This is a genomic window from Bacillus sp. V3-13 (assembly GCF_002860165.1).
Taxonomy (GTDB): Bacteria; Bacillota; Bacilli; order Bacillales; family Cytobacillaceae; genus Bacillus_BJ.
Genome location: NZ_PGUZ01000051.1, coordinates 1 through 15,441 on the forward strand (window position 1 = coordinate 1; position 15,441 = coordinate 15,441).

11 protein-coding genes and 5 pseudogenes are annotated in these 15,441 nt (G+C 39.1%); 7 read left to right on the plus strand and 9 right to left on the minus strand.

Annotated elements, in window-relative coordinates; all coding sequences use genetic code 11:
• Positions 1-1,497 precede the first annotated feature (1,497 nt).
• Positions 1,498-2,574, plus strand: a complete 1,077-nt coding sequence (locus tag CU633_RS17245) for a hypothetical protein (RefSeq protein ID WP_101661826.1) — start codon at positions 1,498-1,500, stop codon at positions 2,572-2,574.
• Positions 2,575-3,103: 529 nt separating this feature from the next.
• Here the strand turns inward: CU633_RS17245 and CU633_RS17250 are convergent.
• On the minus strand, positions 3,104-3,625 hold the full coding sequence (locus tag CU633_RS17250; RefSeq protein ID WP_101661827.1) for a hypothetical protein: 522 nt from the start codon (positions 3,623-3,625) through the stop codon (positions 3,104-3,106).
• A gap of 320 nt (positions 3,626-3,945) precedes the next feature.
• Here CU633_RS17250 and CU633_RS17255 point away from each other — a divergent pair, with 320 nt between their 5' ends.
• Together CU633_RS17255 and CU633_RS23420 are read left to right on the plus strand one after the other, a co-directional pair.
• Positions 3,946-5,247 carry a hypothetical protein gene (locus CU633_RS17255; protein ID WP_101661828.1) on the plus strand — a complete coding sequence of 434 codons (1,302 nt, stop codon included), beginning with the start codon at positions 3,946-3,948 and terminating at the stop codon, positions 5,245-5,247.
• 689 nt (positions 5,248-5,936) lie between these two features.
• Positions 5,937-6,068 (plus strand): annotated as a pseudogene (locus tag CU633_RS23420) (DNA gyrase inhibitor); the annotation flags it as partial.
• A gap of 135 nt (positions 6,069-6,203) precedes the next feature.
• On the opposite strand, the gene CU633_RS17265 reads toward CU633_RS23420, so the two are convergent.
• The 4 genes and pseudogenes from CU633_RS17265 to CU633_RS23670 all read right to left on the minus strand — a co-directional run.
• Positions 6,204-7,046 carry a tyrosine-type recombinase/integrase gene (locus CU633_RS17265; protein ID WP_101661829.1) on the minus strand — a complete coding sequence of 281 codons (843 nt, stop codon included), beginning with the start codon at positions 7,044-7,046 and terminating at the stop codon, positions 6,204-6,206.
• A gap of 241 nt (positions 7,047-7,287) precedes the next feature.
• A pseudogene (locus tag CU633_RS23130) lies at positions 7,288-7,470 on the minus strand (SUMF1/EgtB/PvdO family nonheme iron enzyme); the annotation flags it as partial.
• A gap of 26 nt (positions 7,471-7,496) precedes the next feature.
• Entirely contained in the window at positions 7,497-7,826 is a 330-nt protein-coding gene (locus tag CU633_RS22955) for a helix-turn-helix domain-containing protein (RefSeq protein WP_180955011.1), read from the minus strand.
• A gap of 165 nt (positions 7,827-7,991) precedes the next feature.
• Positions 7,992-8,330, minus strand: a pseudogene (locus CU633_RS23670) (DUF6597 domain-containing transcriptional factor); the annotation flags it as partial.
• A 108-nt stretch (positions 8,331-8,438) separates the two neighbouring features.
• Here CU633_RS23670 and CU633_RS17280 point away from each other — a divergent pair.
• Positions 8,439-8,828 carry a VOC family protein gene (locus CU633_RS17280; RefSeq protein WP_180955012.1) on the plus strand — a complete coding sequence of 130 codons (390 nt, stop codon included), beginning with the start codon at positions 8,439-8,441 and terminating at the stop codon, positions 8,826-8,828.
• Positions 8,829-8,924: 96 nt separating this feature from the next.
• Here the strand turns inward: CU633_RS17280 and CU633_RS17285 are convergent, their stop codons facing one another.
• Both CU633_RS17285 and CU633_RS17290 read right to left on the minus strand, forming a co-directional pair.
• A complete protein-coding gene (locus CU633_RS17285) occupies positions 8,925-9,188 on the minus strand; it encodes a type II toxin-antitoxin system RelE family toxin (RefSeq protein ID WP_101661832.1) in 264 nt (87 codons plus the stop codon).
• A complete protein-coding gene (locus tag CU633_RS17290) occupies positions 9,157-9,414 on the minus strand; it encodes a hypothetical protein (RefSeq protein WP_101661833.1) in 258 nt (85 codons plus the stop codon). The genes CU633_RS17285 and CU633_RS17290 overlap by 32 nt, the downstream gene beginning before the upstream one ends.
• 153 nt (positions 9,415-9,567) lie before the next feature.
• Between CU633_RS17290 and CU633_RS17295 the strand changes: the two are divergent.
• From CU633_RS17295 to CU633_RS23425, 3 genes and pseudogenes are all read left to right on the plus strand, one after another.
• Positions 9,568-10,483: pseudogene (locus CU633_RS17295) on the plus strand (tyrosine-type recombinase/integrase).
• 12 nt (positions 10,484-10,495) lie between these two features.
• Positions 10,496-13,465, plus strand: a complete 2,970-nt coding sequence (locus tag CU633_RS17300) for a Tn3 family transposase (protein ID WP_101661834.1) — start codon at positions 10,496-10,498, stop codon at positions 13,463-13,465.
• A 113-nt stretch (positions 13,466-13,578) separates the two neighbouring features.
• Positions 13,579-13,781 (plus strand): annotated as a pseudogene (locus tag CU633_RS23425) (DNA gyrase inhibitor); the annotation flags it as partial.
• Between the two features lie 150 nt (positions 13,782-13,931).
• On the opposite strand, the gene CU633_RS17310 reads toward CU633_RS23425, so the two are convergent.
• A complete protein-coding gene (locus CU633_RS17310) occupies positions 13,932-14,834 on the minus strand; it encodes a DUF2268 domain-containing protein (protein WP_180955013.1) in 903 nt (300 codons plus the stop codon).
• Between the two features lie 11 nt (positions 14,835-14,845).
• Complete coding sequence (locus tag CU633_RS17315) at positions 14,846-15,205, minus strand: MerR family transcriptional regulator (RefSeq protein ID WP_101661836.1); 360 nt, start codon at positions 15,203-15,205, stop codon at positions 14,846-14,848.
• Between the last annotated feature and the right edge of the window lie 236 nt (positions 15,206-15,441).

A 15,441-nucleotide genomic window follows, 5' to 3' on the forward strand; every position in this document is an offset into this window, starting at 1 on the left:
ACCTATCCCTTAATGGGGTGCGGTTTCACTAAGTGTTGCATTTAATATTGCAATTTACGAATAAAATTAAAGTTCACACTTTTGTGATTTATTAACGTGTTACTAAGGATGTAGAATAGAAACCTTTAATGATGATGAGTACTAAAGAACCCACAAAGTTTTGACCGGAACCGTTTGAATGGAATTTAAAGTTCTCTACAGAACAGTTGAAGATCCAACTTCCTATCATAGCGGCTTTTTTTTTGAACTTAAGGAGCAGGTGAGTTTTAATTAGAAGAGAATTTATTGGTAAAGCGAATATCAAAAAGGTTAAAGGGAATTTGGTATCTATAGCTTTATGGAGTATGGTTGAGTAAGATGAAAACAATTAGATTTTTTGAAAGCACATAAAGAAGTTATATTAAATTTCCACGTTATCCACTTACCTAAAAATGGTATATTAAAAAAAGAATGAGAAAGGAGTAAACTAACACTTAAATTATCAGACGATATCCGACAATATAAAAAATCTAATACGAAGGTCAATTTGCTTCTTATATAGTAACAGCAGAATTTTGTGATGATATTGAAGAATCAGTAGGTGTCCGTATAATTAATTTTGATGTTTTTAGTTATAGGTTAGAAGGGTTTGATGGTGGAATTATCCGTTTCCTATAACCCAACTATCTTTCAAAACAAGATAGTAGTGAAAAAGAATATATGGAAGAATACCATAAAGTTTTTCTCTTTTTATTTTTCAAAATGTAATTACGAAAAAGAGACATCACTTACAATGTTTATGGACTGATAAAATTAAGGATTATAAGGAAGACCGAAAATTATGGTAGGTGGTAAAGGTTTCTAAAGAAGAAATAGCATATTGGGGAATATTAAGAAGTATAGATTCATAAATGTGTGAATGGTCTACTGATATTTATAATATCTTAAAATCACCCCATTTTTCTGAAGGTACAATTGAAGCGGTTATTAGAAAGGCAACAACACGGAAAACTAAACTTTTTGGAAAGTATGTTGGCTGTCCTTTGTGGTCAAAGGCAGCAATTCTAAAATTGCAAAGAATTACTAGAGTCTAACGAAAAGATAAAATGGGGAAGTTTTTTCGTCCATGAACATGTTGTACCACAAAAAATAATAGTTGAGATATTTACCTTGAGGGCTACGCACATAAATATAAATACCATTAAATCTTATCTTAGATGGATGTTGATTGGAGTAGTGGTTTTAAGAGAAGGGGATCAACGCCTTACCCAAGAGTCACTAAGAGAAAACATGCCAGATAATGGTGGGATCCGGAATCAAAGAATTATCAGGACTACTGGATCAGATATAAAGTAGCGGAAATAGAGGTCCATACATGTAATTGAAGAAATAAAGTAATTGAATCACATAACAAAATTACATATAAATTCTAGTCTAAGAATGTTGACTTAAACTGTTGTAAAAATTTCTATACTTCTTATAGAACTAATACATAAGAAATTAATAGGGGAGATTATGATGCTAGATGGAAATGAGAAACTAAAAATTCTATTAGAACAATATCAGCAAGCTATGGATGAGAAAAGAAAAGAGCATTTAAAGAGGTATCCTTCAGATATACCAAATAAAAAATGCTACCATGCTATAATATCTGGCATTAAAACAGATAATAGTACCGGGTATAAAGTTAAAGATTATACTCCCTTATTAAAAACAAAGCATGAAAGCTTATTTATTTGGACGCATACGAAAAATAAAAATTCATCAATAGTTTCAGAGATATCATTAGATATTAAAGAATTGAGATATTGGAAAAACATGGGGTATATTTTAGAATTAGCTTCAGCATTTTATTATGACTTTGAGCATACTGCAGATACAAATTATCACTGGATATATTATTTTGATAATTCAAAATCGATAGAGGAGAATGAATTTCAAATAGGAGACCACATAGGAGAGGGTACATTTAATGGTTCAGTGCAAAAGATATCTTTTTTCAAAGTAGTAGCACCTCTTATAGAATTACTCTTAAGAGATGATAAATTTTATACATCAGTTAGTATTTTTAGAAATTCTGTGGAGAGTCACTGGTTTTGTTTTGTTTGTGAACTAAGTAAATCAGGTTTAATAAAGCACCCAAGTCATGAACCATTGTTATGGGAAGAAGCAAAAATAATACCCAAATTGGAAGCTGCTTTGGTACAGAGCTGTAGAGCTGTAGAAGCTATATTAGGAAAACCCGGAAAAAGAGAAGATAAGGCTAAAGTTATTAAAGCAAAAGAAAGATGGCGCTCATTAATAAACTTAGAACCAGATGATATTTATTCTAAGAAAAATATTTCTTATTTTGATTATTATTATGAACTTTTTGAGTTAAGGAATAATAGTGCTCATAGTTATGGAGAACTTCCTTTTTCAGTATCTCGTAAGTTAACTATAGAGGCTCAGTGTTTTTCCTATCTGGTAATATCAGCTTATTTAGAAAACCATCAAATGAGTGTTGAAGATGCAAGCAAAGTGCTTGAATTAAATACGAAATTAATCGAATGGGACCCAGAAGATTTCTCAACAATAATTACAAGTGAGGATTAGCTAACGAAGGCTTGTGTTGAGAAGTAAAAGGTACTACCTTGTTAGGCGGCTTTTTTTCTTATGAACTCCCATGAAAATAAAAACTGAAAAAAGGCATACAAAAATAGACCCATAAAAAACAGTTTTTAAAAAAGGCTGAGCCTCTTGAAAGATCGCCTATAAGGTTGGCTGGTAAATCGTAGTAAAAGACACCCTTCTTGAAAATAAAATCAAGGATCACTTGCGCAACAACCAGAAAAAGGATTAATCTCCCATGAGTACTACCCATTAAGGGTGCAACAGTCGGTGGTACAACGTGGTCGATGGAGACAGACTAACGGATGGGCTCTAAGGCAGCATAGTTCAAAGACCTTCTTCGCCAGCATAAAAACAGTATAGACTGCCTGGGCTATTTTCATTCTCTGTGGTGCAGTGTCGGTTTTGCGCTGCATGGGTGGCTAACGGGGCAGGTTGTATAAAAGAGCAAGATGAACACAAATAAAATGTGTCTTGGCTGCTTCTAATGGGTGCATAGGTTATTTCCACTTCTTCATCTCCCCTTATCGAATAATATTGACTGAGCTTCTTGATTTAAAAAAATTAAAGCTGAATTAAATGTATCGGGTACGTCTTTGCCTTCAATATATTTTTCGTAATTTCTTCGCTGATTCTCGAAACCCTCATCTAAAATGTTAACTGAAGTAACCCAAAATAATTTGTATGGCCGAAAATCAAAGTTATTAAAATCTATATTGTTGAACGAAAATCCATCTTCTTTATTATGAAGTATAAAAAGTTTCATGTTGTGTTTTAACGAATTATAAGCGTGGCTCAATCCAAACAAAAATACTCCGTGTGAATCTTCTTTTAACCTTTGTAAATAGTTAGGATTACCATGTTTTTTGTACCATTCATGAGTAGTCATTACCCAAAGTAATAGTTCCCCTATCGCAGCATATATTTCGTGATTGTCATTTTCTTTTATCGCATTCTCAAGTCTTTTATAGGCTGTTCGGCATGCATAAAGATTATACTTCAACCTCATTCTCTGTTCATACAAAAGCTCGCCCACATCAGGTCCCCCTAAAAAATAATAGATACCTAATCATTTCCATAAGGACACTAAAAACTCCTTCAGTTTCTGCCGTATATATCAATTAGCCAGATGATCAAAACCTTAAGGGGAAATAGAAAAAGCATCCTTTTTGTTAAAATCCTTATTGAGTTAAAGGGGCAATTTAATTGAAGAAGGAATTTTTGTTTTTTGGGAGAATTCATAATGAAATAAAAATAAGGCGGCAAGGCCTTGAGTACTACATGATCTTTAGCATCCATTTCTTCAATATGGGTTCACTTGTTCTGCTCATAATCTCTCACTTGAAAGGAAATTAAATGGTTAAGGATGTATTTCAAATAAATCTTGATACTGTTGTTCTTGATATGTTAAGAAACAAAGTTAATGAGGAGCAAAATATCTCCTATGGTAAAAGATATGGTGAGCACCGTGCATGGGATAAAATTTGCTCTATAATGGATAGACTTGATGATACTGTTTATTTCTTAAACGAACTTAAATTAAATACTGGTATATACAAAAGAAGTGCGTTTGATTTTTTTGACTTTATGAATAATGCATCTGTGGTTGTGGATTGTATAAAAGAACTGGTAAAAATTTTTAATGTACCCGATGATAAGATCAAAAAGTCAACAGAGATTTTTAATCAACTTGGCAGTGATGGGAAAGGAACAGATGAGAAGTATTTCGAATACCTGCGTTCTTTATGTTCACTTCATCCAGTAAAAACAAGCCGACACAAAAGATATCAAGCTAATGATTTTGAATGTAGCCCATTTGTAGTTTGGAATAACAGAGAAATATGGCATGATGATGATGATTGTGATATTTACGCAGTTGTCTATACAAGCAAAGATGGAGAGAGTAATAAAAGAGTTCAGATATACATTTCACAAATATTTAAATATGTTAAAACCAGATTAGATTTTGTTGAAGAAATAACAAATGCAATTGACCAATATCAAAAACAGGTTATTTCTGATTTGAAAAATAGACTCATAAAAAAAGAAAAAGAGTTTGATAATTATAATGATTATCTAAGAAATCTAGACAAAGAACTGAAAGAACGATACAGTTCAGATTGCGTTTATCCATTTGATTACATTATAAATTTATTTGAACTTAAGTTATCAAACCCCAAAAACAAAATTAAGATGAATTTATATCTAAACGCATTAAAATATGCAATCGAATTTGAACATAATAGCATGCAAAATATGAGTTATGAGGGGTTTGAAAATAACGGATTGTTATATTCTGAAAGAAATATTGAAACATCTTTATATATTGAATTATATTCACCTCATAGCCGAAGTGATGAACAAAGAAGATACGGTTATAATTTAGAAAAAATTAGCTATTTAAGTTATGATGCAGGCTACGGCAATAAACAATGGGCCTACATTCAATTAGGTGAAGCACTAATATTTCTGGAGAAGTATGTTTCGTTTCAAGGTGCTAAGGGTGATTTTGAGCATTATGCGTTAGTTGAATTGGCATTGTACTTGGACTGCTTGGAAAATAAATGCTTAATAAATAAGAATATTCCTAATGACTTAAAATACCGTAAAAGACTACTATGTGATGATGAGTGGAAGGAATTATTTTCTGATAAATAGCTTCTCATTATCGAGTTAAGCTTCTAAATAAATATACTTAAACGGGTGCTTTAGTTGAATAACAATCATACGAATCAGTCCAGCGATATGCCAATAAAAATATATCAGTACAAAAAAGAAAAAGCCGTCCTAATTAACGGCGGCTTTCTCAGTGTATAGGGCACTTTAATCCCTTTGTAACTTTTTCTTAAACAATCAAGATTTCAGTTCACGACTGAGTTGTCTTGAAACAACTAATTGTTACGTAACAATAAAGTTGTTTAATTTTGAAGCCACAAATACGCATAAAACCGTTCGAAAAACTGAACGGTTTAAAATAATAGTTGTTTAATTTTTGTAGGAACTATTTTTTTCATGAGAAACAAATAACAATAAAGTTGTTTAATTCTTCATGTAGCTTTGAAATTTTAAAAGTTTAATCAAAAATAAAGCACAAGCCTGCATTTTACGGAAAACTCAAGAATCCATTTTGAAAAAAGATATCGATCAAAATGGATTCTATAGTTTTGAATACAGATGGAATTTTTATGAAAATGTTTGATCATTCTAGGGCATGTTTTGTTGAACATTAGCCTTCGTTTGTTTTATTACTTTAAAAATTTTTAAAAAATAAAATGTATATATTTTTAAAGCATGCTACATTCGAAATGTAACAAACAAATATAAATGAAGAAAGGAAGAGAGAATCTATGAAGTTTAAAGTCGAAATTCTCCCAAACTATCGAATCGCTTATGTACGAAGAATTGGACCTTATAATAATGCAAATTTTGAAGTAATGGAAAAGTTAAAAAAATGGGCTAAGGAGAGAAATCTTCTTAAAGGGGTCCCGCCAACATTTTAACGAAAATATACGCTAAGCCTTCGGAAGCGACCGGCTTAGCGTTTTTTTTTACTCTTAGCAAAAGCAATCCTGACGATTTCTGATGACCCAATAGTTGGTGATAAGTACTAACGCCTAAAAATACCGTCGGTACAATTCTCTTCGCCGTTCTCCACGAAGCTGAGCATAAATCTGTGTGGTGGATGCTTTTTCGTGCCCAAGCATTCCCTGGATAAACTCCAGCGGTGCACCGTTATCTAGTAACTGACAGGCGTAAGTGTGACGAAAACGATGCGGGTAGACGTTAACAGCAACATTACTCCGGCTTGCCAGCTTTTTTAATGAGTGTCGAATCGTAGGTATCGACATACGGCGCGCAGGCTGGGTTTCCGTAACAAATAGAGCTATACAGGAATCATCACGGCTCTCCAAATATCTTTTTATCCATATTTTACATTCGGTCGTAAAATAAATCTCCCTTTGTTTTGCCCCTTTTCCATTCACAATGGCTGAACAGTTTTCCAAGTTGATGTCTTCAATATCTAGTTTCTGCACTTCGCCAACACGGCAACCCGTGCTATAAAGAAATTCAAGCATTGCATACTCCCGTGGAGATTCACAAGAAATTTTCAGAAGAATAACATCTTCTTCAATCAAGAATTTGGGAATGCGCTTATCTGTTTTTGGCTCTCTCAGTTTTAGGGCCGGATTCCGTGAAATGTGGCCTTCTTCAAATGCAAACCGAAAAAGGGATCTTACGAAACGAATCCGATGCCCTAAGCTGCTCGGTTTTAGCCGGTCCGATTGCTTGGACAAGTAGCCTTTAAGCAAATCTAATGTGATCGCTTCAATTTCAAGATCACCGATACCACCGATCAACATCTTAAGCTGCAGCGCGTACGCATTCAAAGTGTGGGTACTGAATCCCTGAATGCGCTTGTCAGCATCATACAAAACCCATAATTCAGTCAATTTCATATAATCACCCTCCCGTCGTCTTTAGCTCTAGTTTCAACTAGAAACGGATGGGTTTAGTCTTTAATGGCGGGCTCCCCTTATACTGAAGATAGTATAAATACATGCCAAAGGGGCGCCGCGCGCCGCCCCTTTCAATAAACTATCGTGTACAGTTAGCGTAGAGTTATTGGCATTTGATCTCTCGCTTCGAATAAGAGCCGTAACGATTTATGGGCCTCAGACAGCCTTGAGCAGAGGTACCTCACAGGGATCTCCCAAGACGAAAACCGAGATCGTCGATTCGGAACGTCGGATGGCGTCGGCAGCATGTTGCCCGCAGCCCCTCGCTTCCTCCGCCCAGCTACCATCGCGGAAAACCCTATAAGAGCCGTATACGTTCGTATCGTAGACATCCCGGCACCACCCAGACGTTCCCTAGCATATCTGGCTCCTGCAAATAACCGACTCCCTTTAAATGGGGACGTGATTGGATACGATATCGTCACGTCGCTTCATTTCGGAGGGGGGCATGCCGGAACGCAAGCGAAAATCCCGGTTAAAATGCGACTGGTCATAATATCCGCAAGCTAATGCAGTCTCTAGTCCGTCAACCTCCGGTTTTCGGCGAAGATGTTCTACCGCCCGTTGGAAACGAACGACCCCGGCATATTGCTTCGGCGTCAAGCCGGTTTCCTGCTTGAACAATTGGATGAACCTTTCTGTACTTAGATTGGCTTTCTCCGCCATTTCGCGAACGAGAGTACCCCCGGGATTTTCGGCTAACGCTTGCAGTCCAGCCATTACCGCGGAATGCCCTCGGGGAATGTGAATCTGTCTGGCCAAACAATCGATCAGGAATTGATCCACTCGCCCAAATCGTTCAATTGGTGCAGATAGCTCGGAAAGTTCGCAGCGGAGACTGGCTGTGTCCGGATGACGTATCGCTTCTCGCAATGGAATATCGCTATCCTGCAGCACCGTCATCCAACCGCCCAAGAAGGGATAAGCCCCGCCTGGCTTGAATTCGATGCCCAGACAAGCGTTCTGGCACTCCGTATTCAACCAATAACGTGATGTCTTGGGCCCAACTACGATTGCTCCTGGCATTTGTTCATAATGATCGGGCGTTCCATGGCCGTAAATCCGGAAGTTGTCATGTCGCAAATTGATAATCCAACTCGTATGGACGTCGGGTAGCTTGTATTCCAATTCATGCAAGGGACGATAGTTTTCGCATATCCAATATCGATCGATCCATGTCCGCAGAGCAAATGACGGTTTGCAAAAATGTAGCTGCATAAGCATCTCCTTCTTGCTTAAGATAAAAACAGATCATTTCGATTTTTTACAATACTTTTAGGGGCAGATCATTGTATCATTTAACTAATTCTAAGATAAATGGAGGGATTTGTCATGAAAGCAGCCTGGAAGCCGACAGGTTACCACAGCGTCACCCCGTATCTGATCGTCAATGGAGCAGACCGATTGATCGACTTTCTCAGGGAGGTATTTGATGCCGAATTGATCGACCGTCACGTTGATGAGAATGGCGATGTTCGCCACGCATCATGTAGGCTTGGGGATTCCATAGTGGAGTTGAGCGGAGGTTCCAACGAAACGTTTTCGCCGATGCGCAATGCGCTTCACGTCTATGTGGAGGACGCGGATGCGACGTACGTTCGGGCGCTTAAGGCGGGAGCGCGGTCCTTATACCCGCCGCAGGATCATGACTACGGCGAGCGCTCGGGTGGTGTCGAGGACCCCTTCGGGAATCATTGGTATATCGCAACATTAAAGTTGTAGACTATTCCATTGATCTCTCGTTTCCCGTAGCGTAATCCCCTCAATACAATACATAACCCGATTCTTCATGCGGAATCGGGTAATTTTTTTCGAAAATTATTTATATACTCCGCCACGAGAATCAATAGCTCGAATGTAAATCACTTTCTCGTTGTGGTTGATCTCGAAGAGAACGCGAAACGTACCTATTCGGAGTCGATACAAGCCAACGTAACCCTTCATAGGTTTGATGTCGCCAGCAGGTGGAATGTTGAGCAATCCTTTCAGGCCCTGCACGATTCGCTCCTGTATGGCTTTCTCTTGCTTCGCGATAAATTTTACCGCTTCTTTATGGTAAGTCAACTTGTAACCCGAACTCACGCTTAGCCTCCTCACCAGACACATATCCAGCATCGCTTTTCAACTGGCGAAGCTCTTCTTCACTCAACGGTTCGTCATCGGGTTTCTGCTGATCAATCTCTTCCCAGCTAAGCGGTTTTCTTTCCGAACGCTCGATCAAATATTGAAGAAAATCAAAAGCTGTTTTCTGATCCGGTTCTTGCAATCGTTCAATCAAGTTATGCAGATCATCTTTACGAACTACCACGAGGAAACAAACCTCCTTTAATTCTAATGACCGCTAATAAAGATTAGCGGTCATGGAGTATTTTCAAAGCCTACGCTTGATGTCCGCTAATGTATCGGATAAGATAAAAATACCATGTCCGCTAATGTAAGTCAAGATTTGGAGGCTTTGCTAATGAGAGAGGCGACCGGGATTTCGGAACAGGGCGAGCAGACGATTCAGGACTTCATTCAAGCTCTCACCACCCACGAAGATTTGAATCCCAAAACACTGAAAGAGTACGCAAGTGACTTGAAACATTTTATAGGCTGGTTTGAGACAGCCGACCACCAAGAGGAAGAGGTCATATTTCAAATTGAAGATGTGGCTACTCCAACATTAACACGATACCGGGAAGCTGCGCAAAAAGTAATGGAATTGAAACCGGCGACCATTAACCGGCGGCTTATAACCCTGAAACGTTTTTTTGAGTGGGCCGTGTCGGATTCCAGGATTCTCCGCGACCCTTCGAAGCCGGTCAAATTGGTTCTGGAAGAAAAGGTAAGCCCAAGACAGATGACAGATAAAGAAGAAGCTGCATTGATCGCTGCGGCTGAACACAGCGGTTCTTTTCGGGATCAGACGATTCTAATCGTGATGTTTCACACTGGCTTACGGACAATGGAAGTGTGTGACCTGACTCCCGGAGATATTCAAATCGGTAAACGCAGTGGCCAGCTTATGGTCCGATCCGGAAAAAGGAATAAACAGCGGGAAGTTCCTTTGAACGCTACGTGTAGAGCTGCTTTAGAAAAATATCTGGCAGAACTTCCTCCGGAAAGTCCTTATCTGTTTCCATCGGAGAAAACCGGTGATCGATTAACCGAACGTGCTTTACGTCATTTGATTCAAAAATATATGAAAGCAGCCCGGCTCGAAGGATTGAGCGCACGATCTACGGCACCGGTTCGGCTATGTGATGGCAGAAAACACGCCGTTGCACCGCTTGGCGCAAATTATGGGACACGATAGTCTGGACACAACGATGATTTATGTCAAGGCAACCCGAGCGGATCTGCAGGCGGAAGTCGAAAAAATAGCTTGGCAATAGGGGATGATAACGATGTATGCGAGAGTAAGGGAATTGCTCACTCCGGAGGAACGGCTGCAATATTTGCAAATACCTCCTGATCTTGGCGAATGGGAATTGGGAACCTATTTCACATTTACGCAGCATGACCTTGAAATCATCCAGCAGCGGCGAAGAGATTATAATCGAATCGGCTTTGCCGTGCAGCTGTGCGTTCTTCGTTATCTCGGCTGGACGCTTTCTGATATAAAAGAAGTGCCGGTTCAAATTCTTCGTTATATTGCTAAGCAAATCAATGCCGATGTGGAGTCTTTTGCATCTTACGGCGAACGGGAAGCCACGAAATATGAGCATCTGGAGGAAATCCGTAAAGAGTATGGCTACCATACATTTACCTTGGGTGAGTATCGTTCTTTGTGCAAGCATCTTTTTAGCCATGCAATGGCAAACGGCAATCCCTTACACCTGATTCAGCTCGCACTCGAAGATTTACGTAAGCGTAGAATCATCTTACCCTCAATGGCCACGATTGAAAGAGCAGTTTGGGAAACTCGCAAACGGACAGAAGAAAAAATATTCAAGCTGCTCAGTATTTCACTGACAGAATTACAAATTTCTAAGCTGGATCGTGTCTTAACCGCCATGCCGGAAGGCAGCAAAACCTACTTGGCATGGTTAAGGGAAATTCCAGGTACCAGCTCTCCAGATTCTTTTTTGAAGGTAATTGAAAAGCTCGAATACATACGTGACTTGCAGCTGCAAGTCGATACGAAAGATATACATCCGAACCGGTTGCGGCAGCTTTCTAAAATCGGTTCGCGTTACGAACCTCATTCCTTCCGCCGCTTTAATGATCCGAAAAAGTACGCAATTTTGGTAGCGTACCTATTAGAGCTGATTCAGGATTTGACAGACCTGGCTTTCGAGATTCACGACCGGCAGATTATGATACTGCTTTCCAAAGGGAGAAAAGCACAAGAGGAACTTCAAAAACAAAACGGTAAATCGATTAACGAGAAGGTTGTTCACTTTGCGGATCTTGGGGCCGCTCTTATTAAGGCCAGAAGTGAAGGTACTGATCCGTTTGTTGCGCTTGATGCCGTTATGCCGTGGGATCAGATCGTCGCATCCGTCGAAGAAGCTAAACGACTTGCGCGGCCCGTAGATTACGACTATTTGGACTTGCTGGAAAAGAAATTCTATGCACTCCGGAAATACACGCCAACGCTGTTAAAATCGTTGGAGTTTTGGTCAACCAAGTCGGCAGAGCCCCTAATGAAGGCGGTCGATATCATCCGGGATATGAATGAAACCGGAAAGCGAAAGGTTCCGGAAGGAGCACCGTTGAATTTTGTTTCGAACCGCTGGCAAAAGCACGTTTACGACGATGATGGAACCATCAACCGGCATTACTACGAAATGGCTGTCCTGACAGAGCTGCGGAATTATGTTCGTTCCGGGGACGTATCCATTGTCGGAAGCCGTCAGCATAAGGACTTCGAGGAATACCTTGTACCGAAATCTGATTGGAATGGTATCGATCCTAACGCTACAAAGCTTGCCGTTAGCTTGTCCGCAAAGGAATATCTTGAAGAACGGACTGAATCACTTCTTCAAAGATTAAACTGGGTGTCGGACCACATCGACGAGCTGGACGGCGTTAATTTGGAGAACGGAAAATTGCACATCGAGCGATTGGAGAAAGATGTTCCCGATGAATCCCGGAATTTCAGCCTTTCCCTCTATGAGCTGCTGCCAAGAATCAAGCTAACGGATCTACTTATGGAAGTAGCCAACTGGACGTATTTCCATGAACAGTTTATTCACGCTTCCAGTAACCGCGCTCCGAACGAGGAAGAAACGACAATCCTTATGGCTACCCTTATGGCAATGGGAACGAACATTGGGCTTACAAAGATGGCTGAAGCCACGCCGAGCATTTCATATCGGCAAATGGCCAATACAGCGCAATGGCGGCTGTACGAAGATGCAATGAATAAAGCGCAGGCTGTTCTTGTTAATTTTCATCATAAGCTGGCGCTGCCCTCATATTGGGGGAACGGCACAACATCATCATCTGATGGAATGCGCGTCCAGATCGGAGTTTCGTCGCTTCACGCAGATGCGAATCCCCACTACGGAACCGGAAAAGGAGCTACGATTTACCGGTTCGTGAGCGACCAATTTTCCACGTTCTACACGAAAGTCATCAATACGAACGCTCGGGATGCCGTGCACGTCATCGACGGTTTGCTCCACCATGAAACGGACTTGGCCATCGAGGAGCATTATACGGATACAGCCGGCTACACCGATCAAGTCTTTGGTTTAACACATCTGCTTGGATTTCGCTTTGCGCCTCGCTTACGCGACTTGGCTGATTCTAAGCTCTACGCAATTGGGAAACCTTCCGATTTTCCTAAATTGGAGAAGCTGCTGCGCGGCCAGATTAATACAAAGATCATTCAGGAAAACTACGATGATGTTCTCCGGCTGGCTCACTCCATCCGGGAAGGCACCGTTTCAGCATCACTCATTATGGGGAAAATCGGTTCCTATGCAAGACAAAACAGTTTGGCTACCGCGCTGCGAGAAATGGGGCGTATCGAGAAAACGATCTTCATTCTGGATTACCTTTCCAGCGAGGCGCTGCGGCGAAAAATCCATCGGGGGTTGAACAAAGGCGAAGCCATGAACGCATTGGCCAGAGCGATATTCTTCGGCAAACATGGCGAACTGCGAGAGCGTGCACTACAAGACCAGCTCCAACGGGCAAGTGCGTTAAACATTATCATCAATGCAATTAGTGTTTGGAATACCGTCTATCTCCAGCTAGCAACAGAACACCGCAAAAAGCAAGGAAAGCTTCAGGAAGAACTACTAAACCACATTTCTCCCCTTGGATGGGAGCACATCAATTTCTTAGGCGAATACAAATTCAATTTTAGGCAGAATACGTCTCTCAATTCATTACGACCGCTGAAACAACAGGAAGTTGAATGACCTGTGATCCGGGCTATGCCGCCCGGATTATTGGGCTTAGAGTAAGAAAAAACGCTAAGCCGGTCACATCCGAAGGCTTAGCGTATATTTTCGTTAAAATGTTGGCGGGGCCCCTTAAATCGGCAATTCTATTTGCAATTCCACAAGATAACCCTGAGACAACACTGCCTGAAAATTGTAGATTTGATGCTTGTATATTTTTCCATCTATACAAAGTAATGGATATCAAATTGATAATAAACCTATTTTGGAAAAATACACTGGTGATATGATTAACAATCCTTATTGTGAAATTTGCGTGCCCATAAAATCATGACTTATCGGCTGTTGCTGTAGAACATCAAAAAATTATTAACAGCGAACAAACTTAAAGAGCATGTTTTAAAGAAGTTTATTAAAAACATGCTCTTATTCTATTAATGTTGAATTTTTCTTCATTTCTTATTGAACTAAAGTATTCGCTCCATCAAGAAGAAAATAGGCCAGATCCATTAATTATCTCATCACTAGAAATTAATGTTGTTTCATATATCGTTTTATTATGCTTTTTCATGAAAGATTGAACAACCTCATAACCTACTGCATATCCAGCACAAAAAGAAAGACCTACAGGTTGATATCCTTCTTGTTTGGCAATCTCATCACCAAACATATAACTACTTACCTCAGCAAATCCTTTTATGTCTAAAGCTTCTCCAATAACATGGATTGAATACTCTAAATCGTCCTTGTCCATAGTAGTCACCCAAGGTCCCAGCTGGTCTGTTCCATACAGCTCTTTCGCGAACGAATCTGCTAAACCTTCTATGACAATATAATCTCCCACTGTTACATTTCCATGATCCCAATCAAAATAAGAAAAACGAATATTGTGATGAAACTCATGAGCAATAACAGCAGGAATTTTAGGTAAATTATAATCATTTGGATAAATATTCACAGTAATAAACCCAGGAATACCACCAAATCCTGTATATCCTTTTTGAAGTTTTAACTTATCTGGATTTGCGACATACATTCCAAATTTTATTTCATCGGCGTTCACTCTCAAACCTACCTTATTAACTTTTTCTATACAGATTTTGATAGTATTTTCTGCTACTACAAACGCGTTATTATCTTTTAAGATGGATAGACCCAGTTGAATTTGTTTATCGTTAGAAATATCTGCATAACCTAACATTTTCGTAGCCATTAATACGTCATAACCATTTTCTTGTTTTGCTTTTATAGGAACATTTATTAAATTCCACATGTCCTTAAATGGTGCCATCATTGTATAACGAAAGTAGTTTTTTCTCTCTTCTAAATCCGTAATTGCAAGTAATTCCTCATATTGTTCGTATGTGTTAATTATTTTATAGGTCATACCCATTTGGATCACCTGTTTCGCAAATATCTAGTATTATAATTTTGAAGTAACTTTATATTTTTCATAAGATTTTCTTCGGAGTCAGTTAAGTCCAAATGAAATAATATATTTTCCAGGTCTGCAATCATTTGAGTCATGTCATTTTTAATAAAGGTTAATGAAGGTTGTTGGTCTATTAAATCTTTAAGTTTATAACCTGTTATTTTTGCAGCGAGGATTTGCACAATTTTTTCTAAGTCTGACTTGAATAAAACCAACTGACCGTTAGCATTCTTTTTTGTATTTAATAAATCTAAATTAGAATAGTATCGTATAGAACGTTCAGTTAGTCCGGTTATTTTGTAAACTTCCCCCGTTGTAAACAGCATAATTCACCTCCATATTCCAAGGTTAAAGTATTACGCTACGTTAATGTCAAATAAAAATATAGGCTTAGCCTTCAACTTACAATAAAAAAACCGAAATCCCTTTAGGAAAAATCGGCTTTATTCATGTCGAAATTTGCTTAGCATACGTATATTTTACGCGGTTTATTGGTAGGTGTAGACGTCTAGTCGAATTTTACATTTTTTGCTCGGTTCCTTTTTACACTTCTGCTGAAAAA

Excerpts from the sequence above, each read along its gene's own strand:
- CU633_RS17245 (WP_101661826.1), top strand. The coding sequence starts at position 1,498 with ATGCTAGATGGAAATGAGAAACTAAAAATTCTATTAGAACAATATCAG.
- CU633_RS17255 (WP_101661828.1), top strand. The coding sequence starts at position 3,946 with ATGGTTAAGGATGTATTTCAAATAAATCTTGATACTGTTGTTCTTGAT.
- CU633_RS17265 (WP_101661829.1), bottom strand. The coding sequence starts at position 7,046 with ATGAAATTGACTGAATTATGGGTTTTGTATGATGCTGACAAGCGCATT.
- CU633_RS22955 (WP_180955011.1), bottom strand. The coding sequence starts at position 7,826 with ATGGCTGGACTGCAAGCGTTAGCCGAAAATCCCGGGGGTACTCTCGTT.
- CU633_RS17280 (WP_180955012.1), top strand. The coding sequence starts at position 8,439 with ATGAAAGCAGCCTGGAAGCCGACAGGTTACCACAGCGTCACCCCGTAT.
- CU633_RS17300 (WP_101661834.1), top strand. The coding sequence starts at position 10,496 with ATGTATGCGAGAGTAAGGGAATTGCTCACTCCGGAGGAACGGCTGCAA.
- CU633_RS17310 (WP_180955013.1), bottom strand. The coding sequence starts at position 14,834 with ATGACCTATAAAATAATTAACACATACGAACAATATGAGGAATTACTT.
- CU633_RS17315 (WP_101661836.1), bottom strand. The coding sequence starts at position 15,205 with ATGCTGTTTACAACGGGGGAAGTTTACAAAATAACCGGACTAACTGAA.